Origin of the sequence: Staphylococcus sp. HGB0015, from assembly GCF_000411275.1 — a bacterium.
GTDB classification, from domain to species: Bacteria; Bacillota; Bacilli; order Staphylococcales; family Staphylococcaceae; genus Staphylococcus; species Staphylococcus schleiferi.
On record NZ_KE150417.1, the window covers coordinates 1,233,891 to 1,260,386 of the forward strand.

Below are 26,496 nucleotides of genomic sequence, written 5' to 3' on the forward strand. Positions count from 1 at the left end.
GTTTACTTGTTGCTTCGTAGCCTTCTGGCGTTGTAAATACCACTTCGTATTTACCTTTTTTAACATTCGTGAACTGGTAGTGACCTTGCGCATCATTTTGCGTTTCTGCCACGACTTCACCTTGTTCATTTTTCAATGTTACCGTGACATTCGCTAACCCTTTTTCACCTTCATTTTGTACACCATTGTGGTCGCCATCTTCCCATACAAAATCTCCAATTGTATAGGTTGGTTCAACTGTATCTTCTTCAAATGACAGAATGCCGATCTGTTGCCCACGTTCGATTTCTTTTGGAAGTTCTGATTCAAGGTAGATTAAATCACCATGTTCTTCAGTTTCAGTATCCACACCTGTATTCTTACCGTGAATAACATCGTTTGGAATAGAATCTTCAACTGTATTAATCACATTTCCGCCTTCTATGATGATTTCAGGTTGTGGTGGTACAGGTGCTACAGGTGGAACAGGGATATTTTCACCATTTCCATGACCTTTACCAGAATGAAGTTGAATGCCATCAATCCAGTTTAAAGTTACAGGATATCTATTATTGTATCAATAATTTTCAATTGAATTTTGCGTCACTTTTAAACTGATATCTCGGTTGCCATCAAATTCTCCTTCTAAAACGGCAATTAAAGGTCTTTCCACTCTGCTATCTGTAAGTGGTATGATTTCTAATCGATCCTGATTTGAAGCAATTTTGAAATTTGAAGTTACATTATTCAATGATTCAAGATGATTATGCATACTTTGATTTGGTTTTGAGCCATTAGTTATTTCATATATTTTCAAGCTTTGTTTACCAAAATCAATCCCACTATTTTTATCATTTATGAAAGTGACTTTTTGTAAATTGTATGATTTTGAAAGAGGATTAATGTATGTGATATGTTTAAATTTATGATTGGCTTTATCTAAAGTAATAAAAGCACCTTTTAAGCTAGAAATATTTGTAGCTGTGACTGGGTTTAAATAATTTACAGCCAAGTTTTTCTCGGATTTAAGGCTTCCAACTTCTGCTTTTACATTGATGTTTCCATTATTTAAAACTTTACTTGTATCAATAAATAAAGGCAACTCAAGGTTAACATTCACATTTGATTTATTATTTACAATGTCAGTAAACGTATATTTAATCTTATTACCTGCTACTTCACTTTGTGCTAATACGTCAGATTGACCTTCTAATAAAATATTTGCTGCTTTTTTATCAACAGATATACCATTTGTGTTAATGTTATCTGACAGTTCTACTTCGAAGAAATCTCCACTTCTTGTATTTTCAGGTAATTTCGCATTTAATTTTAAGTTTAATCTTTCCGCTTTTTGTGGATTGATAGCTTGTGTGCTATTAACATTTGTTAAATCAATTTTCACATTTTGAAGTTCTGTTGAAATGTTTTTTGCTACTTTACTTTGATCTGCCTCTTGCTTGTTGTCAGTTAACAGCTCTGGATTTGCTTGTGCTTCTATTTTTTCTTCATTTTTGACAGGTGCGACTTGTGACTTTTGCGATTCAGCTTGGACATTTTCTTTCTTTTTATTACTTAATGTTACTGCTTCTTCATTTTTAGTTTCAACTGGCTGTGCTGAAACAGCTTGAGGTATGACTTCTTCTTTTGTTGAGTCTCCATTTTCCTCACTTTGAAGAGCGAATTGCGCTAGTTCGTTATTCTCAGTTGCTTTATTTGCGTCAGTGGATTGTGGTGTTGATTCTGCAGTTGACTTCCCAGTTTCAACTGCTACAGCGGGCTTCGTTTCTTCTGATGCCTCTGCTTCATTATCTTGACCAATACCAACGATAAACATTGTCCCTAATAATATTGATGCTGCCCCAAATTTATATTTTCTAATTCCAAATTTTTGTTGATTATTCACTTTTTCTCTCCATCTCGTTCTTTTTGCGCAATATTTCCGATTACACTAAGCGCAATTGTATAACGTGATGATTCGAAAGACAATATTATTTGAAATAGTTAATAAAAAGTTTATATTTGCAATAATTTAAGGTGTGTTTATTTGGTTCGTGTTATATTTTTAAGAATTAATTTAGAAATAAAAATTCAGCATATATTTCGCATTTTTAATCTTTAACAGTAAAGCTTATCAGTTTTACTTTGCTACATTCCTAATTTATCCATTGTGTTTTCAATACTTTGATACATGTCTTTAAAATCTTCTAAACTTTCTTCTGGACTAATTGTACAGATTCTTAAAACATTCTCATCATTTAACATTGTCGTAAATATACCTGCAATATTGTATTTTCTTAGCGTTTCTGACAACAATATATTTTTTCTCTCAGATTCCTCTCGTTGTTCAGCTTTTACTTTAAATGTAACAATGCCAAGACTCGCGGCTGTTACAAGTTCTAAACGTTTAGATTGTTTCACTTGTGCTTCAAACCATTCTGCATATTTCATAGATTGGTTGATCATTGCGGATATTTTTTCAGTTCCAAACGTTTGCAATGTCATCCACAATCGAGGTCCCCGTGCAGGTCTTGTTAACTCAGGCCCCATATCCCACCAATCCGGTTTATCTGTTGTTGACTCTACGTCTTGTAGATATTCTCCTCCAGCACGATATGTATTTAGCAAATATCGGATATCTTTTACAAGACAAAACGCAATACCATAGATTTGGTATAACCACTTATGTCCATCCCATACAATCGAATCTGCTTTTTCAATGCCTTTCGCTAAATGACGTTGATTTGAAAGCACGACTGATGCACCATATGCACCATCAACATGAAACCACAATTGATATTTTTCGCAAATTCTGGCGATTTGATCTAACGGATCTATAGCACCTGTATTGGTCGTTCCACATGTTCCAATGACAATAATCGGGATTAAACCTTTTTCTTGATCAGCCTGTATTTGTCGTTCTAAATCGTCACTTTGCATCTGAAAACTCTCTGTATCAACGTAACGCCAATTTTCTTTGGGTATCCCTAATAAATGTAATGCCTTATGATTGGCAGTATGTGTTTGTCGCGTCATATATACAGTCGCTTTAGAAATATCATTAACGGAAACTTTAGCATCTCTTGCGGCAGCCAGTGCTGTAAAACCAGCCATCGTTCCACCTGATTCAAGAATGCCTCCCGCATGCTCACCTTTTAAACCTACTTGCTGAATCGCCCAATGAATTACCTCTTTTTCCATTGCACTTGCCCCAGGCGCTAAATGCCAACCACCCACGTGAGAATTATAAGATGTCGCAATCATATCTCCTAACCACGATACATACTCAGCTGGTCCCGGGATAAAACCATAATATCTAGGGTGTCTTAAATTCGCATCCAACTCTAATGCATCGATTTCTTCTTTCATAACTTCTTCGATTGGTCGGCCTTGAGATTGAATCGAGGATAAATTAAAAGGTTTACGAATCTCTTGGCGATTCAAAAACCCTCTTTTCGCATTAAAATCGCCTTGATTATAATGCTTGAAAATCTTATTCACAAATTGATTGGTTAACTTTAAAATTTCTTCCTCTTGAATTTTATGCATTTGATTTTGTTCATCATTCATATAAATCCCCCCAAGTTCATCCATAAAAGTTAATCACTAATTATGAAAATAACGATACAATATAAAAAATGTGTTAATTCATAACATTCCTATAGAAATCTACTTCAATGGGTAATATAACACTAAAAATCTTAAAGAGCCAGTCGTAAAAAAGCAAAAAGAAGAGGCAAAATAAATGTTGCTTTGCCTCTTCTTTTTCATCTATATGTAATAGAACTATTAAGTTTTATAGATCTATAGTAATTTGTTGGATTTTTCTTACATCTACCGTGTCGCTCATACGGTGTTGTTGTAATTTTTTGTTTAACTCTATAGTCATTTTGTCTTTATCATCATCGCCTAATTTTATGACAATTTTACCGTCATTTAAGCCATTTTCATATAGGCCGTAATTATCAATAAGCTTTTTACGAAGTTTAAAGTCTAATTCTTTTAAAGACACTTCTTCTTTATTTATAGAAAAATCATTGATGTTTGATGAAGAAATAAAATCACTATTTTTTTGATTTACAACAATATTAGGTCTTTTTACATAATCACGATATACTTTTTGGTTAGTCTCAGTAATACCTCCTATAGATTTAATTTCAGCACTTTTATCAGTACCCTCTTGCACAACAAAAACATCTAAGCCCTTATATTGTTTCTCTTCATCTTGATATTTTTTAATATCATTACCGTCTAATGTAATTGTTAAAAGTACACTTTGTGGCGTTATAACTTCTAATTTTTTATTAGTTGTATAACCTGAAACATTGTAATATTCAAAACCTGGTTGAGAATAATATGATTTTAAATCTTGTGCTTCTTTATTGATTTGAATACTCCCATCACTAGCGAATGTTGCCGCATGACTTTGTATACCAACACCTGTTGTTAAGATACCTACAGCCAAGCTGACTTTTATAATTGTGGATTTTTTCATGATGTTTCTTCTCCTTCGTATGCTGTCATCTAAAGTGTGTCATTTAAGACTTTTTAATTATATAGAGATACTAGGAATTTTAGTATTAACCATTTTTTAAATAATTATTAACTTATGTTCTAACAATTTAATAAGTTAAACCCCTATTTTAGTTTTGCAACTTAAAATAAGGGTTTTCTTGATTATTTTATATTATATTTTATTGACCATTATACGCTTTATTGATCATTTTATTAAAACGATTTTGGTGTGCTTCACTTAATGTATTTACTTTTTGTTGTGCAGCAATTCTGTCTTGATAACGATGTGTGTCAACATATTGATTTACTAACGCTTCCGCTTCTCTTACATGATTACGTTTAATTGCACGTTTTTCTCTATCTGTGTAACCAGACGTATCACTTTGACTTAAACCATACAAGTAGCCTGATTTTTGGAAAGTAGTAGATTCGTCAATGTCAATTACATGACTTTCAGTGACAGTTTCCGTTTCAACAGTTGCTTGTTTCGGCTCCTCAGATTGAGATGTTTTTGAATTCTCTTGTTGTGAAACTGGTGCTGCTACTTTTTCAGTTTTTACCTGTGCATTGTCCATTTGTGCTTCCACTTTATCACTTGTTTTTTCACCGTTAACAGTAGCTAAAGATTTAAAATTACGGCCTTGAATCACTTCAAATTTTGTTTCATGTTTTATTTGTGGCGCAGCAACCATTGGTGTATGTACTGTTGTCTCAGTAAAAACTGGAGGTTGTGGCTTTACTGTTTGAGGCACTTCAATTTCCATAAAATTAAATGATGGTTGTACAGCTTTTGTTTGGCTAGATTGAGCTTGTACATCAGTATTTTTCTGTTTCAACGCTCTTGGATGTCTTAATCTTTCATCGTCTTTAGCTTTTTTAGCATCTTCTCTAAGTTTATTTTTTAAGTTTTCATCATTTTTATTTGTTTCAGTTAATACTGGTATGTCTTTGGGACGAGCTAAACCAATTTCTTCAAAAAATTCATCAATAATAGTTTCTAAGTCTTCAACTTTTTGATCTAACATCCTCTTATTTATTGGTTTTCTCCATTCACGTTCTTTTGTTTTATAACCAACTATCAAGTCAAGTCTTGTATACAAACTTTGTACATCTTCAGTCTTTGAAAAGGCTTGTCCCAACATTAAAATTTTATTCTCTAATTCGTTTATTTTAATATTTGCATCATATTGATCTTTTCTATTAAAGCTCTTTAAATCTTTATTTTTATTTTCTATGTCCTCAATTTCACGATCAAAATCGCTTTTATTTTTCTTTAAATCATTATAAATAGATATATATCGTTGATAAGTCAAACCATAAGTGCTGCTTGCTAAAGCTTTACGATCTTTTTTACTTTTTTCTATCTGCTTTTCTTCTTTTAAAAAGAAATTCATAGCTTCCATTTCAGCCATAAAGCGTTGTTTATATTTTTTTACTGCTTGGGCGTATTCTGGTTCGTCATATTTTTCATAACCACTAATTGTTATTGAATGTATAAAATCTTCTAAGTTCTCTTTGTATTGCTTTGAGGTATAGGATAGCGTACTACTAGGCTCCATTATTGATAAAGCTTTAGATTGATACGGATTTTTCTCCCCGGAAACTATCGCAAAAGCTTCGCCTCCTACTAAAAAGTGTGAAGCGAGAACTGCACTCGCAGATAAAACAAGTAACTTCTTTTTCATTAATTAATCTCCCTTAATATGAATATATTTATAACCGCAAATTATTTTTTAATCTCCCAATTAATTAATTTGCGAGTTTTGATTATATACTGGTTTAAAAATAAGAGAAATTAAATCGGAATTAATTAATTTTTAACAATTCTTAAAGCGTTTAACAATTGATTAAGAAATAGTGTGCAAAACTTTGTTTCATGTCACATCATTCATTGAATCACTTACTTTAATTCTTAACTCAATTTTTAATATCTTATATACTTAATATTTCTTTACTAAAAATTATTGACCCAATATAAAGGTATCCATCTTTTTTTGTTTAAAGTATTCATCTATTTCCATCAATATTGGAAATGTGTTGAATTGTGAATGACTGATTAAAACGATGATATAATTGATGGCTTTATGCTGTTGCTTTAATAAATCCTGCAAAGCATTCGTAAAATTTCTTTTTCAGCAAAGCATACCCAATAAAGACTATAATACCAATGAAAAATTCTGGTTTAGACAAAATGTTGTTACTAAACCACGTAAAGCCATTTATAAATATTTGCATGTCTTTCCCTCCTCGCGCATGCACTAGTTATAGAAACGAAGGAAAAGGTAAATCATTATCCGTTGAAAATACATCATCAAAACCTCTAGGATAATGGTATTCAAAATCATCTTTATCTTTTGGAAATACAAATTTACCTCCTACTTGCCAAATATAAGGTTTAAAATTGTACTTTAACCGATTTTTCTTACTTTCCCATAACAGTAATAATTCTTTAGGATCTGCTTGGAAATTAGACCAAATATCGTGATGAACAGGAATCACAACATCCGCTTTTAAGCTTTCTGCCATTCTCAGCATATCTACAGATGTCACTTTGTCTGTAATCCCACGTGGATTTTCACCATAAGCCCCTATCACGACATTCACATCATTTTCATTTCCATGCTTTGCAAAAGCGTTAGAATAATGTGAGTCACCTGCATGATACAAAGTACCACCAGAAGTTTTAAATAGATAATTAACTGCAATCTGATCCATATCTACTGGCATTTTATCTTTTAAAGTAATTGAAGGATCCGCTGTAACTAAAGCCGTTCTATCAAATGCTTCTAACACTTGAATTTCAACACTTTTGACTTGCACGGTATCGCCAGGTTTGACTACGATACAACGTTCCTCGGGTACGCCCCATGATTTCCAAATATTCACCACTTCTTTAGGCCCAATAAATGGCACATCATGACGACTATTTTGTAATATAGCAGCCGCTGTATGGATATCGAGATGATCTGAATGAATATGTGTCACAACAAGTGCATCCGCTGTTCTTATTTCAAAAGGATCGATGACAAAAGGTTGAACCCTTAAGTTAGGTTGTAAATTTTGGCAACCGCTCATTCGTTGCATTTGGTGACCCTGTTTCATCTTTTGAACTTTTTTCGTACGCTTTCCAGTTCCACACCATAAATCACATAAAATATTCGTATCTTCATATGTTTTAAGCCATATTCCGGTACAACCTAGCCACCACATCGCAAATGTTCCCTTTTCAACGATTTCACTTTCAATCTCTTCGTTAAGCCAGGTTCCCCATTCAGGAAACGTGTTCATTATCCATTTTTCTTTCGTAATTTCAGTGACATGACTCATGAATAACTCCTCCTTTATATAAATGTAAGCGCTCACTTTTGTATCAGTTTAAACGCAATATGTATAAAGCAAAAGTCCAATATGTGTACAAAAATTTTGTACATTATTGGACTTGTTTTAAGTAAGATCAGTTTGATAAAAAACTATTTCGCTATACCCGTCACACGGATAACTTTCAATCAGTAATTCAAAAATTTTGAAGTTAAATTGATATGTATCGTCATCATTCTAATAGTCATTTTTTCATAAAAAATAGCAATCAAGAAATGGTTCATCCCATTACCCAATTGCTATGTAATCGTTTAATTTAGCCAAGACCTAAAAGTTTACCTACTAATTCTACGCCATGTTGTACTGTACCCACAATCGCAACGCCCATGCTTGTCCAATCTTGTCCAATTGCAGAAGTCACAATATCAGTAATAGATTTGAATAATTCTTCCATTGTCTGCACCTCCTTTATGTTTCTATTTATATTTTATATTACATTTTAGATATTTTTATATTCATTTCTTAATTACATCGTTTTTATGCCTAAGTGTTAAATTTAATGTTACAAAATACAGTTAAGCATGCCTAAGTGTTTAATGAAACTAAATTTAGTTATATATTTAAATTAAACAGATGTGTTTTGTATGCTTTTAAAGCCAATCAAATAAAAAAGGCAGTAGCGCAAGAGTTAAGTACATCCTTTTGGATATGCTTTTCTCGATTCAAACGCTACGTGCCCTATATGATGATGATTTCAATAAATCCCTATTCTATGCTATCACACTCTTATAAAAATCTCGATACAACCCTTTATTTACCATCTGTCCATGACTTTATCGATTTAGCCGTGTGATTTTGCCAGTCAACCTCATATATTGTTGTGAAAGTTTTTGGATCGTAATTTTTATAGTTTTCGCCTTTCCAAAAGAAACCATTCCATAAGATTTCATAAAAATCTGTTTCACGCTGGTAGGTCACTTTGAGACGTGTTTTTTTCTGATCATTGTTTTTATGTGAAAATACACCTAAAAATTCAGGATTAAAGTTGCCACGCGCCAACAATGGGATTTGGTATTCAGGAATAAAGTTTTGACCTGCATTCGCATTACTATTTCTTTTAGCTAAAAACAACTCATTACCATAGGTGCCCCCATTGTCTTCAGCATCTCTACCATAAGGACCCCAACCATTATTCATGAATTTATTCGCTTCTACACCCCAGCTCACTTGTTTATAATCCGTTCCTTGATTAATATATGTCCGATAATTCTTTTGCTTATAACTAATCGTTTCTGAAAAAGAATATTTGCCATTCAAACTTCCTGTTGGATTATTAGAGACATTAATATCCCCTCCACCGCCATAGCTGAGTGTTTTCTGAACTTGAAATTGATCTGTCTCATTTTTTGGTGCATAATCCACAAGTGTCGTTGAATCACCTTTTAAAGCACTTAAAGTTACGTTGTATTTGCCTGCCCATGGTAATACTGAGCTGTTATAGTCATTAGGATTGGGTTTGATATAGCCTGAATTGATCGTTCCTGTAGCTTTCAGAATTAAAGTTTCTTTATTGTAATTTTTATCCTCAATAAAGTTAAAATCCAATATTTGTGAAATTTTGAAGCGATCTGCATCTGCAGTAGCTGTCGTTTTAAAAATCGTCGTATTGCCATCAGCCGCTGAAGCTTTTACTGATGAAACCTCTTGTGCTGCTAAGGCTTGAGCTGAAAGTAATAAGAATGTGGCTGAAGTGAGAATGGTTGTTTTAATCAGATGATTTATTTTCATAATTGCTCCTACCCTTTCACTTTAATTTCATGCGTTTTCCAATTAATCTCATATTTTACTATAAAATTACGGTTTGTAAACGCATTGTGTGCACGACTCGCATCGATATAGCTTGCATGTGAATCTGGTATCTGTCTCCATATACTTGTGACATCTAAATTTCTGCCTAATGAAATTTCAATTTGAGATGTTTCGCTTGTATTTGGATCATGCGAAATCGTTGTTAAAAATGCTGGATTAAAACCGCTTAATACTAATGGCGGTAGTTCGCTGTCAGATACAAAGAAATCTCTGGCTTTATTGCGTATAGAATTCCCACCGAAAAAGAGAAATTTATCATAAGCTGACACTTTTGTACCATCTATATTAAATTCATTTGCTTTAACTGCCCACGCCACATTTTTTGAATTTTGATTTGCTACTTCACTAACATAACTGGATTGATTATAACTAATTGTTTTTGTGTAATTGGATGATCCATTAATATTCAATGATGAATCCGTTTTAAATGAACCACCGATGGTATAGCCGAGTGTTTCTTTTACATCAATAGAATCCGTTCTATTTTTAGGTAAAAAGTTGATAATACTCGCATTTTGATCATCCACTTTAAGCGCTACATTATATTGAAATGGCCAAAGCATTTGCGCAATATATGGAAGTTGACGATTTCTTTGGTATCGCGTTCTAGATTTAACAAAACCCTGTGTTTTCACAATCAAAGCATCTTTATTATATTTTGGGTCTTTAATAAAATCGAATTGAATATTTTGAGTTACTCCCCATTTGTGACTGCTAATATCTTTAGTTCTTTTAATCACTTGTGCATTGTCACCAATATCTTGGTAAGCACTTGCCGCTAAAACTTCGTGCTGTTGTGCGACAATAAAAGATGCCATTAGACTAAAAATTGCCACACTTTTTAAAAGTCTACTCTTCTTCATTGTCTTAGCCTCGTTTCTAAAAATATTTTTTATTTCAATCTTATCTTATCACTAAAGTCCAAAAATATTTCTTAACTCTATATTAAATATTTATAAATAGTAATTGAATCAAAAGTTTTATAAAATCTAAATTCGAATTCCCTTTTGAATCAACCATTTCATCTGATTTCAAATAAAAAAGCCACTGGCGTACAGTAGCTTAAATCACACATCAACCAAGTATTATCGCTAGATAGCAATCTTCTAGATATCGATGGTAGCGTATTTCCTAATTAGACTTCACGGCACAGGTAACTTCTTATGTTGCAATGTCATCGATTTGTTAAAAAACCTATACCAAAAAATATTATAAAAATGATTAAAGGTATGAGCACTACTATATTAATCATATTTATAACAAACCAAATTAATCCCGTTTTATTTAACTGCTTATCTAATGAATTCATATTCCATGCCGAAAAGATTCCAAGTGCTAAAGACGTCCCGCCGAAAAATAACAATCAGTCATCTAAATTTTTAGTAAATATCACATATATAAATATGCCTATAAATAATTCATCACATTAACGAAATGTATTGCTTTAACCATATAAATCACACCTCCAAAGAAAAAATAACGAATAAGTTTCTTACATTATAAATTTAAACCACAAATAATCAATACCAACATTTAAAGTATATATAAAAAACTGCGTCTGCACAGCTTACAATTTTGAAACTTCAAGACCGAAAATACTTTTATTAGTAGATCAACTTATTTATGTACAGGTGCCTCAATTTTCTAAATTTTATTGTCTATAAGCTTTTAATACTTCAATAATAAAACAAATGGATTGATTTCATTCAAATATAAAAGCACTCTCGTTATAATTTATAGTTAAACAAATTATACGAAAGTGCTTTTATTAAATCTTTTCGATTGAACTCATCATTAAATATAACGTCTTAATAAGGTTTTGAAACTTCCTCTACTAATTTAGCACTATGATTTTGCCAATCAATTTCGTATACAGCACTAAATGTTCTTATTCCAAATCTTTTTTGATTTTGGCCTGCCCAGAAAAATCCATCCCAATAAATTTTATACAAATCTGTTTCGGCTTGATATGTAACTTTTAATTTTGTTTTCTGTTTATCGTCTTCTTTATGCGTTAAAACACCTAAAAATTCTGGGTTGAAGTTTCCACGTGATAATAATGGCATTTGATGTTCTGGGATAAAGTTTAGACCTGCATTACCACTTTGAGTTCTTGACTTCATGAATAATTCATTTCCAAATCTACCACCATTATCATCAGCATCACGGCTATAAGGGCCCCAGCCATTATTCATAATTTTATGGGCTTCTACTCCCCATCCCACATGTTTATCATTCGTTTTTCTATTAATAATTGTTCTATAATTCTCTTGCTTATAATTAATAGTTTCTGAGAAAGTATATTTTCCATTCAAACCGCCAGAGAGTTTGTTAGAAATATTAATATCTCCTCCCCCACCATAGCTTAATATTTGTTGAACTTGAAAATTTTCATTTTGATTTTTAGGTGCATAATCAACAATTGATGTTGAGTCATTATTTTCCGCAGTTAATGCGACATTATATTGTCCACCCCAAAGCAAGTGAGATGAATAATAATCATTGGGATCTGCCTTTTGGAATCCAGAATTAATATTACCAGTAGCTTTAACGATGAGTGTATCTTTATCGTAAGTTTTATCTTTAATAAAGTTTAAATTTAATATTTGAGATATTTTGTATTTATCAGAGTCAGCAGTGGCTGTTGTTTTATAAATTGTTGTTTTGTCGTTAACTTTTTCCACCTTAACAGGTTGAATCGCTTCTTCTGCAAATGCATGGCTTGTAAGTAATAGAAATGCTGTTGATGTAAGGATTGTTGTTTTAATCATTTTATTTATTTTCATAATTAATTTTTACCTTTCACTTTAATTTCATGTGTTTTCCAATTCACTTCATATTTGACTGTGAAATTACGATTCACAAATGCGTTATGTGTTCTTTTAGCAACTAAGTAATTTGAATAAGGATCTGGTATATGTCTCCAAACATTTGTAATATCCATATTTCTACCAAGTGAAATTTCTATTTCTGAAGTTTCACTCGAATTCTTATCATGTGACACTGTTGTTAGGAAAGAAGGATTAAATCCACTTAATACTAATGGTGGTAATTGATTATCCGGTACAAAATAGTCTCTTGGTGAATCATGATATGTGTTGCCACCAAAGAATAAATAGTCATCATAAGCAGAAACTCTTTTTCCATCTCTATAAAATTCGTTTGCCTTAACACCCCAAGCGACATTTTTAGAGTTTTGTTGCTCTACTTCACTGACATAGTTTGATTGATTATAACTAATTGTTTTTGTGTAGTTGGAAGATCCGTTGATGTTTATAAATGGATCTGGCTTAAATGTACCACCAACTGTGTATCCTAATGTTTCTTTAACATCTACAGAATCCGTTTTATTTTTTGGTAAGTAATTAATAATATTTGTATTCTTATCAGCCAGTTTTATTGAAACATTATATTGGAACGGCCAATACATTTGAAAGACACTTTTATATTGGAAATTTCTTTGATAGGTTGTACGGGGTTTTATGTATCCTTGCGTTTTAATAATTAAAGCATCCTTATCATATTTAGGGTCTTTTATAAAATCAAACTGAATATTTTGTGTTACACCCCATCTTTTACTACTAATATCTTGTGTCCTTTTAATGACTTGTGCATTGTCTCCAATGTCTTCAAAATCATTTGCTGCAAAAACGTCTTGTTGTTCAGCGACAATAAATGATGCAATTAAACTAAAAGCTGCTACACTTTTTAAAAGTCTATTTTTCTTCATTGCCCTTGCCTCTTTTCTATAATTTTTGATTACATTTTTATATTATCATTATTTTATACTAATATTTCTTAACTTATCCTTAAATATTTTAAAAAAATAATTAACCAAAAAGTTTTACAAAATATAGTTAACAAAGGCTTATTATAACAATGATTATGATAAAAAAGTCAGACACAACTTCATTACTTTCTATTATATTTAAATAGTTATTTGATAGCTTATTCACAAATTGAGTATGACCTTATCTTTCTTCAAATACTATTTTGACTATTAATTCCTTATATTGATATTTATACATTTTGACTAAATAGCCGATTCCTTTAAATAAAAATAGCAAAGTATTCACTCACATGAGTTTAATAAGAATGCTGCGAATAAGTATCTAAACTTTGATATGTCTGGCTTTAATAAATTAAAAAACGAGCCTGGGACATAAATACCAAAATAAATAGCTCGAAGATGATTTTGATAAAAATCGTCTTCGAGCTATTTATTATCATGCTTCGTATTATATAGGCTCGCTTTCCGAGGGGACAGCCTCAGCCTGTAGTCTTCGGCTCGTCCTGTTCCCTCAGGAGTCTCGCTATAAATACTTCGCTTATATATGTAATCATTCACCATTATACTTAAAAAATTAAGGCACTTTCGTATAATTTAATTCATCACAACAAAAACTAAATTAATGAGGTGCCTTATGTAAAAAGATTATAATATGTCTCAATTAACTCTACCAATAGAAACATCTATTTTAATTCCTGATAATGATTTATCCCAACATGTCAATGATATCGTTGAATCAATACCAGATATTGAATTCGAGGGATTCAAACACCATCGTGGTGCGACTGCTTACCATCCTAAAATGATGTTAAAAATCATTCTGTATGCCTACACACAATCTGTTTTCTCTGGACGTAAGATCGAAAGATTACTTCATGATAGTCTTCGCATGATGTGGCTTTCTCAACGTCAAACACCTTCCTATAAAACTATCAACCGTTTCAGAGTCAATCCTAAAATTGACGCGCTATTAGCTTCGCTATTCATTCAATTCCACCATCAATGTCTCAAACATCATTTAATCGATGACAAAGCCCTATTTATTGACGGGACTAAAGTAGAAGCTAACGCAAATCGCTATACATTTGTGTGGAAGAAAAGTATCCAAAATCATGAAGCTAAAATGAATGAAGACTCAAAGGCGTTGTATCATACATTAGTTAAAGAACAAATTATTCCCCAAATTAAAGAAGAGAATGATAATGATTTAACTCAATAAGACATTCATTTAATTGGCACATACTTAGATAAAGAAATCGAAAGTTTAACACAAGAAATTGATAAAACTGAAAATGTAGAAACAAGGAAAATGAGACGGAAAGCTAGAACAGTCATAAAAAAGCATAAAAAGAAAATGGATGATTATTCACAACGTAAAGCGAAATATTGATATCAAAAGTCGATTCTTAAAGAACGCAATAGTTATTCTAAAACGGATCATGATGCCACGTTTATGAGAATGAAAGACGATCAAAGGTGACATATTCAACACACAAAACTGGCCATATGCGGAAATTAACGATGAGTTTATTTGTCCCAATCATAAACGTCTAGGATTTAAAAGGTATGCTTATCGACATAACCGTTATGAATTTAAAAGAGATTTTAAATTATATGAATGTGATGACTGTTCAGCTTGTCCATTTCGAAATCAGTGTATGAAATCTAATTCAAAAGCAAATAAAAAAATCATGAGAAATTGTAATTGGGAGTACTTCAAAGCTCAAAGTAATCAAAAGCTTTCTAAACCAGAAACACAAAAATCTACAATCAAAGAAAAATTGATGTAGAACCCGTTTTAGGATTTATGAAAGCTATTTTGGGGTTCAATCGAATGTCCGTGCGGAAGATAAATAAGGTCAAACGAGAGTTTGGCTTTGTCCTCATGGCATTAAATCTAAGGAAATTAGTCGCATCTAGTGCGGCTAAACTGATGATAAAAGGAAAAAATCCGAGATTTTTCGTTTTTTACGAAAACCTCGGATTTCATCGATTACTGAGACAATTTTGTCCCAGACTCTCTCCTACGATTAGTCAAGTCTTTATGTTTAAAATAAGCATTACTAAATTAGCCCGTTCAATTTAATTTTTTTGAATAAGGTGTTATGATGTATATGATTATATGGTTACATTAGTGTGGTGCTTTTTGATAATCATATAATTGATTGTTAGTAATAAGATAATGAATGGTTTTTAACAAACGATTCACACTAGCTATGACTGCAGTCTTATGAGGTTTCTCATTTGGCTGCTTTCTTAATTTGTAGTAATAGTCTGCAACATGATTTTTATAACGATTTCGTCCTCTAATGATATTCATGATGATTAGAAACAATAAACGTCTAGCTTTCTTATTACCTCTTTTATTAATTGTATCTCTGCTCATAGAATTACCTGATTGATAACGTTTTATATCAATTCCGACATACGCATTGAGTTGTTTGTTTGTTTCAAAATGTGTTATATCTCCAAGCTCTCCAATCAGTAAAGCAGTGGTTAATTCTCCTAACCCAGGAATAGAAACTATATTTTCAAACGCATCAGTTGTCTTAGCTAATTTAATCATCTCTTTATCAAACAAATCTTTTTCATGCATAGATTTAAGTAATTTATCACATAGATGTCTTAATTTCTCTACGAGAAATGAAGATTGTTTAACTGTAGGGAAGCTATTTTGTGCTATTGAAATCAAATCATTCGTATACTTTTGAGCTTTTTTAATGGACATGCCTTTAGCTGTTGAATTAAGTATGGTATGAGTTAATTCGTCATGTGTTAATGCGAAAACACAATTGGGATGAGGAAATACTTTAGCTATATTTAAAGCAATCTTAGAGTACCTATTTTTAAATAACTTTTCTAAGCCTGGAAATGTTTGATGAAGCACTTCAACTAATTCTACCTTTAGTTTATTTTGATCATTTTCCATTTCTAAATGAAATCTTGCACGTTCTCTAAGCTCAAAATATATTTCTTCAGTATGACGTTGAATTTTAGCGTCCTTCATATTGAATGCCAAAAGCGCAAGTTTATGTGCATCAGCTTGATCGGTTTTCCATGATCTTAAAGAACTTGTTCTGAATTTAGCTTCTAACGGGTTCATCTCAATATAATTAATTTGATTTACGCGACAAAATCGAGTCATACCTCTTGAATAAATACCAGTAGATTCAAAAATGATTTGTAGGTGGTCTAAATCATTCAAATACTTTAATAAATAATTATAACCATTTTTATTATTTTGAATGGTAAATTCTCTTTGAAATTGATCGTTATGATAATGAGCTACGACACTACTTCTTTTACTAATATCAACACCTAAGTAATTGATAAATATAGCCTCCTTTAAAGAATTGAGAAGCTTTGAACTTTACTTAGCCTTTTTCATCTCATTTTCCTATACACGGTTTCAAGAACCCAACATACTTCAAACGAATTTCAAAAGGAGAGTAAAGCTGATCAGTTTAAATTGCGGATTCAAAGATCCAAGAGTCTACTCGATCTACTTCTCTCTACAACTATAAAAAATAGCTGTGAAGAAATCTATCGTCATAAATTTCTTCACAGCTAATCTTAGTATGTTTGAATTAAATCCTTAATGTTTCCTTTCATCAATTTTTCTTATCGGAACTAAATATAAACAAAACAAAGAAAACAAAAGGAATAATACCAAATGATTTAGTTATGATATTATAGTTCCCTGTTATTTGAGGCAAAATAAAAAAGGCAAGAGCTGTAACTATAAGCAAAACTAAATATATCTTTCTTTTCTTATTCATAATTACAGAACCACTCCAATAAATACTCTTGCTATAACCCCTGCTATTTGACGATTAAATCCATTTTGTACTAAATATTCAGTTATACCATCAAATAATTTCCCTTCAAATCCAGTCAAATAATCACAAAATTTATTTATAGATTGATAATGAAGAACAACTAATTGAGTACCAGTTCTCTTTTCTACTTGCTTAACTATGTTATCCCAAGCTTTTTGTCCAACTTTATTAACTACAGCTTTAATAGATTTAGCCCCAGCTTTAGCAGCTATCGTTGCTTTTCCTCTTTCTGCAACTCCATCTCTATATTGCTTCGCTTTAGATTTTAAAATCTCAGCTTCATTAGGATCTTTAAAAGAAGTTTTATTCTCTTCAATACTTTCTATCAAAGCATTTCCGATTTTTTCTCTTTGTTTCATTTCTTCATCAACTACTTTAACAGTTTCAGCATTAGCTTTACCTGATTCTACCGTAAAATATACAGGTCCCATTAAAAGAGAAATCGCAATAGTAGAAGTAGCAATCTTTCTTATATTTTTATACATTGTTAAAACACCTTATTCAGAATTTAAACCTCCCTTAATAAACATCCCAATATATAATATATCATACCGTTGCTTTATTCCAATGGCCTTATTGACGTTGAGCCTCTGAACCCTTAACAAACCCAAAACTTGTCGAATCGTCGGCTTAATAGCTCACGCTATGCCGACATTAGAGATGGTTTTCACTCTTTCACGTTGCTTTCTAGAGAACTTTAAAAAACAGTCTTCTAATTTATGTTTGCGACGATCAGGTAAAATATCGATGATATCATGGGTTACACTATCACAGTAAATAAAGCTCATCGCACCTTCGACATCTTCCGTTGATTTGAATTCGTCAAAAGCTAAGTGCTCAGCTAAAACATGATGTGCCTGCGTCTTCACCGAATCACTTACCTCTTTTAAATGGCGATGGACAGTTGAAGGTGATACACATAGACTTTCAGCGACATCCTTTTCAGAGATGACTTTAGATAGTTTCCGGGTCATCATGCGTTTGACCTCATTTGAGATGGTACATCGGGGTTGAATATAAGGTGTTTGAGCTGTAAAGGTTTGTTGACAAGCTTTACAGTAAAAGCGCTGTTTCTTCAATTTTAAATAGGCAGGTCTTTCAAAAATTAATCCCATATAAACTTTCGTTTTACGAAAACCGTGTTTAATAATTAAATGGGCATCATTTTTAATTCCACAACACGCACAAGCACTGGGATGATATGTCAATTGGCCTTCGTATAATAATGCCTTTACGTTTTTATGTACATGTAATCCTAGATTTTGAGTGATTTTTAAATTTTTGACTTTAATTCCAAGCATTTCTGATATATCATTATACATAGGCACAATATCTCCTTAATGGTTTGTTTAGTCACTTACAATTATAGAGATATTTGTGCTTTTTTAATATCAAAAATTAAAATAACGGTCAGTGAATATTTCGCCAACCGTTAAAAATATACAACCCAAAAAAGTAAGATAAACTTTTTTGGCGCCCTAGTGAAGAGCAAGAGCTAGTTGATTACTGGTCTAACCACTATTTAGTATGAATTATTAGTCACATTGCGCTTTATTTTTCTATAGATGTTTTGAAATCACAATCACCATACTCAAGGCATTTTATCAGCCTTTTTCTTTAACTTAAAATTCACTTTTAAATATTTGTGACTAAATTTGTGTTTTTGGCACCTTTATTCAGCCACATTGTGACCAAAAATTTTAAAAACTAAGTTCAGTATAGTTAAATTTAGTTCTCTATGTATTTCATATATTGGCGCCAAACCCTTGATACGACTAGGTTTTGACCCTTAAAATAAAAAAACACCGAAAAAGTAGTTTAAACTTCTTCGGCTCTTTACGGATGTAGAGTCTTTTTTATTTCTATTTTTTAACACCCACGCTGAGATTATCGCTCTCGTGCATCGAAAATTACTTTTACATACATAGATAGATATTAATGCACCAGAATGTTTGTTGTAGAAAGCTGTTTTAATTGATTAATCCAATGTATTAGACAAAATGAAGCGTATATGTTAATTTATAAATATAAAAGGCAACACACATGAAGTGTATTACCTTAGCGAGACCGTTAAAAAGACGGTGGATAAATTTAAGTTATAAAATAACCATCATGCTCTCCAAAGCTAGTGATGGTTATTTTTTGGATTTATTATTGATTGAGACCACTAAATGTATGAGCGCTACGGTAAATGAACCGAACCCTAACATAATCATTAGTGTATCTGCAATACTAATCATTAAGGCTTCTCCTTTCTAAAGATTTTGTTGATGCACTCATAGGCATCACCTCACTTTATACTAAGATAGCCACCATCTATCTAACTTTCTCACCACCTCATTTTATAGTGACACCAACATTTTGTCTAGGTATATTAAATTTATATTAGTATTTACATGATTAGCAAAAAGCACTCTTGAGAGCTGGCACAAGATAACTACTGATATGAATACTGTTCGTTTACACTTATGCAAGTGAAATAATTGATTGATAATGCGCTCAGTAAGTCAATAACAAACTAATACTCTATTACTAAATCCACTGGCTACCAGTAAAAAAGCCAAAATAACATTGATAATAGTTAATATTACCATTATAACTAATACTTTTTTTGAATCACTTTCCATTTTAACCCTCCTTTGATATAATGAAGAAAGGACACATAGGGGGGGATTCCATATGTGTGAGAACAAGTTAATAAACTTATAGTTTCTAAAACTGTATGAGCTATGTTTAGATACAAAAGTAATAAACTAGCTTTTACAGTTTTTTCATCTCGTTCTCGTTTCTTTCTCTCAATACGCTTCAGCTATAACACCCCCTCCCTTTAGGAGCTTTTTGTCAGCATAGTCATCACCCCCTTTCATTAAATTTAAAAATTTTTTATTTCTTATTTATTTCTCGTTGCCAGTTCCATTCCATTTGCAATTCTCTAATCTCACTATCTAATAAACTTTCCATATCACCTTCAAGGTAATATTTTGTTAAGTAGTTTAAACAAGATTCATCTTTTTCACCTGTTTCATATGCAAATATAGCTTTCACTACTTCCTTGACCTCACTATTTTCTAAGATGTTTTAATTTCTTGATAGTTCATGTTGAACCCCTCCAGTTTTTAATAATTTATTTTGATTTCAGTTATTTATTGATTTGCTTAATCAAAATAGCCACAAGAAGAAGCGTGCAGGGCGAATGCAATGAGTTCATCTTGACCCTTAGCAAGCTTATGTAGTGATTGTTTGTATATGACAATAGACATTACAATCACTTTGTTGCTATACGATGGTGCTTAATCAATTTAACTGAAATCAATTGAGGATAAACTGGTTGCCAAAATGAAAATCACTTAACCCTTTCATTCATTGGATGGAGGGATTAAGTGCAAATAAAAAAAGCCTCACAATGTGAGACGTTTTAATTCTTCTATATTTAATTCATCATAATCAACAATACATGATACTAATTCATCAAAATTCAGACTTTCAGATTCTAATATCATTTCTTCTATTGATTCTAAATCTTGAACTTCTTTAATCATCATAGGTAAAGGTAATTCATAAAAAGTTATTTCTCTAACAAGGCGAAAGTTTTTAAAGTCTATATATACTTGAATTTCACCTTCTTCATTATCTAACTCTGTGTAGGCAATATCGCATCTTCCCTTATTCATGAGTTCATCAATGATTTCCTTAACATTTATATCAACTCCATATTCTTTATCCTGAAACAGTGCAATGTTTTCAGCTACTTTCTTTACGTCATTTTCAGAATAAATAATAAATTGTGTTGTGTTCATGTTGAACCCCTCCAGTTTTTTTAATAATTTGTTTTTGATTTCAGTTATTTATTGATTTGCTTAATCCACATAACAACAAAAATAAGAATGCAGGGCGAATGTAATTCGTTCATCTTGACCCTAGCATGCTTATATAGTGATTGTTTGTATATGAAAATAGACATTACAATCACTTTGTTGTTATAGGATGATGCTTAATCAATTTAACTGAAATCAATTAATCATCAACTGGTTATTAATATATGCACTTGATCTCTTCTTTGTTTTGAGGGATTAAGTGACTAAAATACCTAGTGATCGTTTGTAAATTAGATTTACAGTATTGACATAAGCAATCATCGTGCTGGCACAAGATTACATTTAAAATCTGATGTAACTTGTGAATGCGTCATGACTGCTTTAATAATGCGTCAGTAAATCTAATACAAACCATTACTTGTTCAACTGGTTACTAATATAAAAAAGCACTTAATCCATATTTTTCTGGACTAAGTGCTTTATTTTTTATGTATATTGTTGAAAAAATTACGTGATTGATTCCTTGTGACTAAACGACTCAAATCTTGTGACTATATTTACAGTTTTTCATTTTGTGACTAGCCACTTTGTGACCAAAAATTTCTAAAAGCAAGTTTAAGATAGTTTAATAACATTTTTCCAGGAATTATTGATAATCGAAAAAACCTTGATATAACTAGCTTTTTTAGCCAAATAAAAAAAGCACCAAAAAAGTAAGATAAACTTTTTTGGCGCCCTAGCGGAGAGCAAGGGATTCGAACCCTCGAGACGCTTTTGGCGCCTACACACTTTCCAGGCGTGCTCCTTCGGCCAACTCGGACAACTCTCCATAATCAAATTAAAAAAATCAGAAGCGATATTTCACTTCTGATTATATGACTCCTACGGGACTCGAACCCGTGTTACCGCCGTGAAAGGGCGGTGTCTTAACCGCTTGACCAAGGAGCCATGGCTCCACAGGTAGGACTCGAACCTACGACCGATCGGTTAACAGCCGATAGCTCTACCACTGAGCTACTGTGGAATAACAATGGAGCGGGTGATGGGAATCGAACCCACAACATCAGCTTGGAAGGCTGAGGTTTTGCCATTAAACTACACCCGCAGTCATAATAAACGATATAGGCGGTTGATGGGAATCGAACCCACGAATGTCGGAACCACAATCCGATGCGTTAACCACTTCGCCACAACCGCCGTGATTTAAGAAGTGGTTCAGGACGGAATCGAACCGCCGACACAAGGATTTTCAGTCCTTTGCTCTACCGACTGAGCTACTGAACCATATTACAAATGGCGGTCCCGACGGGAATCGAACCCGCGATCTCCTGCGTGACAGGCAGGCGTGTTAAACCGCTCCACTACGGGACCTTAAAAAATTGCGGGAGGCGGATTTGAACCACCGACCTTCGGGTTATGAGCCCGACGAGCTACCGAACTGCTCCATCCCGCGCTAATATTATTTCAAAACAACTTACTTATTTATCTTACCAAATTGTTAATCTAATGTCAACAATTTTTTAAATTTTTTAAAATATTATTGATTTAAAATAAATGATTTTAATGACTCCTACGGGACTCGAACCCGTGTTACCGCCGTGAAAGGGCGGTGTCTTAACCGCTTGACCAAGGAGCCAAAACATTAGAAATATTAACGACTTTTTAAGTATATAGTTTACGCTCAAAAACGTCAACGCCTTTATCACAAAAAAATGTGTAATATCCACCCCTTTTAAGTAAATAAATAAGTTAAGTGAGGAAATAATATAGTAGAACTTGAGTGATTTATGCTAAATGATGATGCATTTAAGGATAATAGACAGCTAAATCTATTAAATAATACACGTTGATTGCTAGATTGATAAGCTTCTTTCAAACAAAAACTCGATCTTATTTTTATTTATGGCAAAATCACGTGAATAATAACTGTCCACTCTTCCATAAATAAAGACTCTCAAGGCGAAAAAGGGTGCCTTGAGAGTAAATGGAATCTTAAACATGATTAGGAGAATACAAACATTATGTAGAAATAAAATGAATTCTACAACTAACATTATATTTAGGTTAACCTAATAATTCAAGCGATAACACTTTATTTTCAGAATTTGTACAAATTTTAATCTATTAATCAAAATTTGTTAATATTTTTTTCTTTAAAAATAAGAAAGAGTCATAGCCGTCTTGCTCACAAAAATGTCCGCCCTCTTCCTGTAAGTAAAACTTGGCATCTAACGCCTCACATAAGCGCTTCGTTGCTTCATAAGGTACCACTGTGTCATTTTTAGCAGCGATACCGAATCTATGTAGTATTTTATTTTGCAAATTTTCAAAGTCTACATCTTGTTGGACAAAAGGTTCGAGTTCAGGCATGTCAGAAATACCATCTTTAAAACCAGATACGATAGCTAGACTTCCAATATGATTGACATCTAAATCATTGAGAAATTTAAGCGTTGTAATAGCACCCAGACTGTGTGTGACAAAAATTGTATCACTATTCACTTCTGTTACATTTTGGTTCATATAATCTAACCAGACATCAACTTTAGGATGGCTTGAATCAGGTAAATTCAAAATTTCTACTTCATGACCTTCCAATTCCAAAGATTGCTTTAACCAAGGAAACCAATGCTTGGTGGAATCTGCTTGATAACCGTGAACAATATAAACTTTTGTCATTTTCAAAACTCCTTTTTTACTGCGCCAATAATAAATATCATACCATGCGAATAGGATATATTCACGTCTCAACGGTTGGAGCAGTAAAATAATGGATTATCCGTTAATGAATTCTTGTGTAGTTATTTTGACGCTCACTGTTTTCATTTCAAACGATTTTAATCATTTGAGCACTGTAAAGTGACACTTTATAAATAAAAATAGGTGTAAATCATTAGAAAATGATACACACCTCTCATTAAATACTGATCAATTAAAAACAATCTCAGGACAGCTATTAAGCTTATTAAAAACAGTCCTCTAAGTTTAAAAACACGTTTTAAACCAATCTCGGTAATAATTTAGAAACCGCATCTTTCGCTTGTTGAATACAGTCAGGTAATCCTACCGCTTCAAAAGGCGCACCCGTAATTTGTAAGTGTGGATAATTCTCATATATATGTTGCTGTATTTCTTTGATTTTACCGATATGGCCCACATGATATTGAGGACTCGCATAAGGCATTTTATTAACAATAGTAAAATCGGGTTCACCATAAAAAGTCATCATTTGTGACAAATCTTTTTTAGCTATAGCAACAAGTTCATCGTCCGATTTCTCGTTAACAATGTTGTCACCTGGTTTACCAATATAAGCACGAATCAACACTTTACCTTCTGGTGTTGTATGGGGCCATTTTTTGGTTGTCCAAGTACATGCCGTAATATCTGTTTGACTAGTTCTTGCAATGACAAATCCTGTTCCATTGTATGTGTTTTTAATATTTTTTTCATCAAAAGCAAAGACTATAGTTGCCACTGAAGACGCTTGAAGTTGATAAAAATAATCAACTGTCGGATCACTACTGAACCAATCTCTAAACGATTGATGTGGTGTTGTCACAATAACGCCATCATAAAATACTCTTTCCTCTTGCGCTAGTTCAACAAAGTAACCCTTTTGTGTTGCCACTAAATCATGAACTTTTGTTTCATACTCGAAATTCACATCATGATTAACTAACCAACTTTCTAGTTGATTAATAAAGTCATTGAGGCCATTTTTGAATTGTTTGAACTGGCCTTGTGGTCCTTTATGATTATGATGTGCAAGTTGTTGTCTTTCCTTTTTAACTTGTTGCATCCCTTTAATAATACTTCCATGCTTTTCTTCTAAAGCTTTAAAATTAGGAAATGTGCTCATTAAACTTAACTGATCAATATCTGTCCCATAGATACCACTTAAAAGAGGTTCAATTAAGTTTTCAAGCATTTCATCCCCTAATCTTGCTCTAAAAAAGTGACCCACTGAAATATCATTTTCATCTTCCATTGCGATTGGTTTTAAAGAAAGATCTTTCAGCGCACGGAGTTTTCCTTTAAATGAAATTAACTTTGTCAGCATAAAAGGCTTTAAGTCCGTTGGAACCCCTAAAATGGATCCTCCAGGTATAGGATATAATTGATTATGCGCATAAATATAAGATTGACCTGTCTCATTAGTGACAATATCTTCATCTGACATACCGATTGATTTTGCTACTTCAGTCATAATGGTTTTGCGTCCCAAATAAGACTCTGGCCCAAGTTCAATAGTATAGCCATCACGTTGCACTGTTTTAACTTTGCCCCCTGCGCGATCCGTTGCTTCATAAACAGTAATCTCGACATGAGGATATTGGCTTTTAATAAAATATGCACTCGCTAATCCAGTAATACCCGCGCCAACGATTGCAACTTTTGTCATTTTTCATCACGCTTTCGAAAAAATATTTGAAATTTCATCCACAATCGCTCCAATAAATAGAGGATGTGTGTCTGGCATAGGTGGGCGGTGATATGTGGCTCCGACATCGTCACATACAACCTTGCATTCATAATCATTATCATATAACACTTCTAAATGCTCCGCTACAAACCCAACTGGTGTATAAATAAAGTGTTGGTAATGATTTTTTTCATAAAGACTTCTTGTTAAGTCTTGTACATCAGGCCCAAGCCAAGGCGTACCCGTTTTCCCTTCTGATTGCCAGCCAACTGCAACATTTTGAATCAAAGATTGCGCTTTAATCAGTTTCGCTGTTTCATTTAATTCAAATGGATATGGATCGTTATTTTCTACAATCATTTTTTCAGGTAAACTGTGTGCAGAAACGATAAGTACGGTTTGATCATGTGCTTCTTTAGGAATATTTTCTAAAGTTTCATTCACGCGCATTGTCCAATAATCAATAAATTTCGGTTGCGCATAATAATGATTCACATGCTGTAATTGAATGCCATATTGATCCGCTTTTTCTTGAGCACGGCGATTATAAGAAGCAATAGAAAAATTAGAAAAATGTGGTGCTAATACAACCGTTACTGCTTCTTTAATACCATCATTGTGCATTTTGTCGATGGCGTCCTCAATATAAGGATGAATGTGTTTTAAGCCGATATACAACTTAAATGAAAGATCATCATAGCTGTTGTTTAAAGCTTCTAGCAATGCTTCTGCTTGTCTTTCAGTTGTACCTGCTAACGGCGATAATCCCCCAATCGCCTCATAACGTGAAATCAAATCTTCCAACTCTTCATCTGACGGCTTTCTACCATGTCTGATATCAGTGTAATAGGGTTCTATATCGCTTTTTTGATAAGGTGTCCCATAAGCCATCACTAATAAACCTATTTCCTTTTTCATCTTAATCCGTCCTTTATATACTCGATTCTC

The 26,496-nt window shown here is 32.6% G+C and carries 20 protein-coding genes, 9 tRNA genes and 2 pseudogenes; 1 reads left to right on the plus strand and 30 read right to left on the minus strand.

The window, feature by feature from the left end; all coding sequences use genetic code 11:
• The 12 genes from HMPREF1208_RS05730 to HMPREF1208_RS05780 form a co-directional block, all read right to left on the minus strand.
• A partial coding sequence (locus tag HMPREF1208_RS05730) for an SdrD B-like domain-containing protein (RefSeq protein WP_016425419.1) occupies nucleotides 1–409 on the minus strand: 409 nt, incomplete at its 3' end.
• Between the two features lie 147 nt (nucleotides 410–556).
• Nucleotides 557–1,882 (minus strand): Ig-like domain-containing protein, encoded by a 1,326-nt coding sequence (locus HMPREF1208_RS05735; protein ID WP_016425420.1) that lies wholly within the window; start codon nucleotides 1,880–1,882, stop codon nucleotides 557–559.
• 242 nt (nucleotides 1,883–2,124) lie between these two features.
• Entirely contained in the window at nucleotides 2,125–3,546 is a 1,422-nt protein-coding gene (locus tag HMPREF1208_RS05740) for a pyridoxal phosphate-dependent decarboxylase family protein (protein WP_016425421.1), read from the minus strand.
• Nucleotides 3,547–3,772: 226 nt separating this feature from the next.
• Nucleotides 3,773–4,471: an exotoxin beta-grasp domain-containing protein gene (locus HMPREF1208_RS05745; RefSeq protein ID WP_016425422.1), complete on the minus strand. Its 699-nt coding sequence runs from the start codon at nucleotides 4,469–4,471 to the stop codon at nucleotides 3,773–3,775.
• A gap of 199 nt (nucleotides 4,472–4,670) precedes the next feature.
• Nucleotides 4,671–6,176 carry a coagulase domain-containing protein gene (locus HMPREF1208_RS05750; RefSeq protein ID WP_016425423.1) on the minus strand — a complete coding sequence of 502 codons (1,506 nt, stop codon included), beginning with the start codon at nucleotides 6,174–6,176 and terminating at the stop codon, nucleotides 4,671–4,673.
• A 397-nt stretch (nucleotides 6,177–6,573) separates the two neighbouring features.
• On the minus strand, nucleotides 6,574–6,726 hold the full coding sequence (locus HMPREF1208_RS12050) for a PTS transporter subunit IIC (RefSeq protein ID WP_228446232.1): 153 nt from the start codon (nucleotides 6,724–6,726) through the stop codon (nucleotides 6,574–6,576).
• A 27-nt stretch (nucleotides 6,727–6,753) separates the two neighbouring features.
• Nucleotides 6,754–7,818, minus strand: coding sequence for an L-ascorbate 6-phosphate lactonase (gene ulaG, locus HMPREF1208_RS05755; RefSeq protein WP_016425424.1), 1,065 nt, complete (start codon nucleotides 7,816–7,818; stop codon nucleotides 6,754–6,756).
• A gap of 307 nt (nucleotides 7,819–8,125) precedes the next feature.
• Nucleotides 8,126–8,263 carry a beta-class phenol-soluble modulin gene (locus tag HMPREF1208_RS05760; protein WP_016425425.1) on the minus strand — a complete coding sequence of 46 codons (138 nt, stop codon included), beginning with the start codon at nucleotides 8,261–8,263 and terminating at the stop codon, nucleotides 8,126–8,128.
• A 356-nt stretch (nucleotides 8,264–8,619) separates the two neighbouring features.
• Complete coding sequence (locus tag HMPREF1208_RS05765) at nucleotides 8,620–9,597, minus strand: beta-channel forming cytolysin (RefSeq protein WP_016425426.1); 978 nt, start codon at nucleotides 9,595–9,597, stop codon at nucleotides 8,620–8,622.
• 8 nt (nucleotides 9,598–9,605) lie between these two features.
• The gene (locus tag HMPREF1208_RS05770) at nucleotides 9,606–10,541 is read right to left on the minus strand and encodes a beta-channel forming cytolysin (protein WP_016425427.1); all 936 of its coding nucleotides are present in this window, start codon (nucleotides 10,539–10,541) and stop codon (nucleotides 9,606–9,608) included.
• Nucleotides 10,542–11,486: 945 nt separating this feature from the next.
• On the minus strand, nucleotides 11,487–12,464 hold the full coding sequence (locus HMPREF1208_RS05775; RefSeq protein ID WP_016425428.1) for a beta-channel forming cytolysin: 978 nt from the start codon (nucleotides 12,462–12,464) through the stop codon (nucleotides 11,487–11,489).
• 2 nt (nucleotides 12,465–12,466) lie between these two features.
• Entirely contained in the window at nucleotides 12,467–13,408 is a 942-nt protein-coding gene (locus tag HMPREF1208_RS05780) for a beta-channel forming cytolysin (protein ID WP_016425429.1), read from the minus strand.
• Between the two features lie 712 nt (nucleotides 13,409–14,120).
• Here HMPREF1208_RS05780 and HMPREF1208_RS11805 point away from each other — a divergent pair.
• Nucleotides 14,121–15,525: pseudogene (locus tag HMPREF1208_RS11805) on the plus strand (transposase).
• 74 nt (nucleotides 15,526–15,599) lie between these two features.
• Here HMPREF1208_RS11805 and HMPREF1208_RS05795 read toward each other — a convergent pair.
• From HMPREF1208_RS05795 to hemH, 18 genes and pseudogenes are all read right to left on the minus strand, one after another.
• Nucleotides 15,600–16,799, minus strand: coding sequence for an IS110 family transposase (locus HMPREF1208_RS05795; RefSeq protein WP_281182775.1), 1,200 nt, complete (start codon nucleotides 16,797–16,799; stop codon nucleotides 15,600–15,602).
• A gap of 450 nt (nucleotides 16,800–17,249) precedes the next feature.
• Nucleotides 17,250–17,792: a hypothetical protein gene (locus HMPREF1208_RS05800; protein ID WP_016425431.1), complete on the minus strand. Its 543-nt coding sequence runs from the start codon at nucleotides 17,790–17,792 to the stop codon at nucleotides 17,250–17,252.
• A gap of 171 nt (nucleotides 17,793–17,963) precedes the next feature.
• Nucleotides 17,964–18,629: pseudogene (locus HMPREF1208_RS05805) on the minus strand (transposase family protein); the annotation flags it as partial.
• 813 nt (nucleotides 18,630–19,442) lie between these two features.
• A complete protein-coding gene (locus tag HMPREF1208_RS11810) occupies nucleotides 19,443–19,547 on the minus strand; it encodes a putative holin-like toxin (protein WP_016425433.1) in 105 nt (34 codons plus the stop codon).
• Between the two features lie 643 nt (nucleotides 19,548–20,190).
• Nucleotides 20,191–20,352, minus strand: a complete 162-nt coding sequence (locus HMPREF1208_RS05810; RefSeq protein ID WP_016425434.1) for a hypothetical protein — start codon at nucleotides 20,350–20,352, stop codon at nucleotides 20,191–20,193.
• Between the two features lie 353 nt (nucleotides 20,353–20,705).
• On the minus strand, nucleotides 20,706–21,104 hold the full coding sequence (locus HMPREF1208_RS05815) for a hypothetical protein (RefSeq protein WP_016425435.1): 399 nt from the start codon (nucleotides 21,102–21,104) through the stop codon (nucleotides 20,706–20,708).
• Nucleotides 21,105–21,862: 758 nt separating this feature from the next.
• Nucleotides 21,863–21,951, minus strand: a tRNA-Ser gene (locus tag HMPREF1208_RS05820).
• A gap of 47 nt (nucleotides 21,952–21,998) precedes the next feature.
• A tRNA-Glu gene (locus HMPREF1208_RS05825) sits at nucleotides 21,999–22,070 on the minus strand.
• A 1-nt stretch (nucleotide 22,071) separates the two neighbouring features.
• Nucleotides 22,072–22,146: transfer RNA gene (locus tag HMPREF1208_RS05830), tRNA-Asn, on the minus strand.
• A 7-nt stretch (nucleotides 22,147–22,153) separates the two neighbouring features.
• A tRNA-Gly gene (locus HMPREF1208_RS05835) sits at nucleotides 22,154–22,227 on the minus strand.
• A gap of 19 nt (nucleotides 22,228–22,246) precedes the next feature.
• Nucleotides 22,247–22,319, minus strand: a tRNA-His gene (locus HMPREF1208_RS05840).
• A 14-nt stretch (nucleotides 22,320–22,333) separates the two neighbouring features.
• Nucleotides 22,334–22,406, minus strand: a tRNA-Phe gene (locus HMPREF1208_RS05845).
• 10 nt (nucleotides 22,407–22,416) lie between these two features.
• Nucleotides 22,417–22,493, minus strand: a tRNA-Asp gene (locus HMPREF1208_RS05850).
• Nucleotides 22,494–22,501: 8 nt separating this feature from the next.
• Nucleotides 22,502–22,575 (minus strand) — tRNA-Met (locus HMPREF1208_RS05855).
• 111 nt (nucleotides 22,576–22,686) lie between these two features.
• Nucleotides 22,687–22,758: transfer RNA gene (locus HMPREF1208_RS05860), tRNA-Glu, on the minus strand.
• A 488-nt stretch (nucleotides 22,759–23,246) separates the two neighbouring features.
• On the minus strand, nucleotides 23,247–23,801 hold the full coding sequence (locus HMPREF1208_RS05865; RefSeq protein WP_016425436.1) for an RBBP9/YdeN family alpha/beta hydrolase: 555 nt from the start codon (nucleotides 23,799–23,801) through the stop codon (nucleotides 23,247–23,249).
• A 319-nt stretch (nucleotides 23,802–24,120) separates the two neighbouring features.
• A complete protein-coding gene (hemY, locus tag HMPREF1208_RS05870; RefSeq protein WP_016425437.1) occupies nucleotides 24,121–25,527 on the minus strand; it encodes a protoporphyrinogen oxidase in 1,407 nt (468 codons plus the stop codon).
• 6 nt (nucleotides 25,528–25,533) lie between these two features.
• A complete protein-coding gene (gene hemH, locus HMPREF1208_RS05875; protein WP_016425438.1) occupies nucleotides 25,534–26,466 on the minus strand; it encodes a ferrochelatase in 933 nt (310 codons plus the stop codon).
• Nucleotides 26,467–26,496: the final 30 nt, after the last annotated feature.

Bases quoted from the DNA above. Each gene is read 5' to 3' on its own strand.
- HMPREF1208_RS05760 (WP_016425425.1), bottom strand. From the start codon at position 8,263: ATGGAAGAATTATTCAAATCTATTACTGATATTGTGACTTCTGCAATT.
- HMPREF1208_RS05745 (WP_016425422.1), bottom strand. From the start codon at position 4,471: ATGAAAAAATCCACAATTATAAAAGTCAGCTTGGCTGTAGGTATCTTA.
- HMPREF1208_RS05765 (WP_016425426.1), bottom strand. From the start codon at position 9,597: ATGAAAATAAATCATCTGATTAAAACAACCATTCTCACTTCAGCCACA.
- ulaG (WP_016425424.1), bottom strand. From the start codon at position 7,818: ATGAGTCATGTCACTGAAATTACGAAAGAAAAATGGATAATGAACACG.
- HMPREF1208_RS05750 (WP_016425423.1), bottom strand. From the start codon at position 6,176: ATGAAAAAGAAGTTACTTGTTTTATCTGCGAGTGCAGTTCTCGCTTCA.
- hemH (WP_016425438.1), bottom strand. From the start codon at position 26,466: ATGAAAAAGGAAATAGGTTTATTAGTGATGGCTTATGGGACACCTTAT.
- HMPREF1208_RS05775 (WP_016425428.1), bottom strand. From the start codon at position 12,464: ATGAAAATAAATAAAATGATTAAAACAACAATCCTTACATCAACAGCA.
- HMPREF1208_RS05780 (WP_016425429.1), bottom strand. From the start codon at position 13,408: ATGAAGAAAAATAGACTTTTAAAAAGTGTAGCAGCTTTTAGTTTAATT.
- HMPREF1208_RS05770 (WP_016425427.1), bottom strand. From the start codon at position 10,541: ATGAAGAAGAGTAGACTTTTAAAAAGTGTGGCAATTTTTAGTCTAATG.
- HMPREF1208_RS11810 (WP_016425433.1), bottom strand. From the start codon at position 19,547: ATGATTAGTATTGCAGATACACTAATGATTATGTTAGGGTTCGGTTCA.
- HMPREF1208_RS05800 (WP_016425431.1), bottom strand. From the start codon at position 17,792: ATGTATAAAAATATAAGAAAGATTGCTACTTCTACTATTGCGATTTCT.
- HMPREF1208_RS05865 (WP_016425436.1), bottom strand. From the start codon at position 23,801: ATGACAAAAGTTTATATTGTTCACGGTTATCAAGCAGATTCCACCAAG.
- HMPREF1208_RS05740 (WP_016425421.1), bottom strand. From the start codon at position 3,546: ATGAATGATGAACAAAATCAAATGCATAAAATTCAAGAGGAAGAAATT.
- hemY (WP_016425437.1), bottom strand. From the start codon at position 25,527: ATGACAAAAGTTGCAATCGTTGGCGCGGGTATTACTGGATTAGCGAGT.
- HMPREF1208_RS05815 (WP_016425435.1), bottom strand. From the start codon at position 21,104: ATGAACACAACACAATTTATTATTTATTCTGAAAATGACGTAAAGAAA.
- HMPREF1208_RS12050 (WP_228446232.1), bottom strand. From the start codon at position 6,726: ATGCAAATATTTATAAATGGCTTTACGTGGTTTAGTAACAACATTTTG.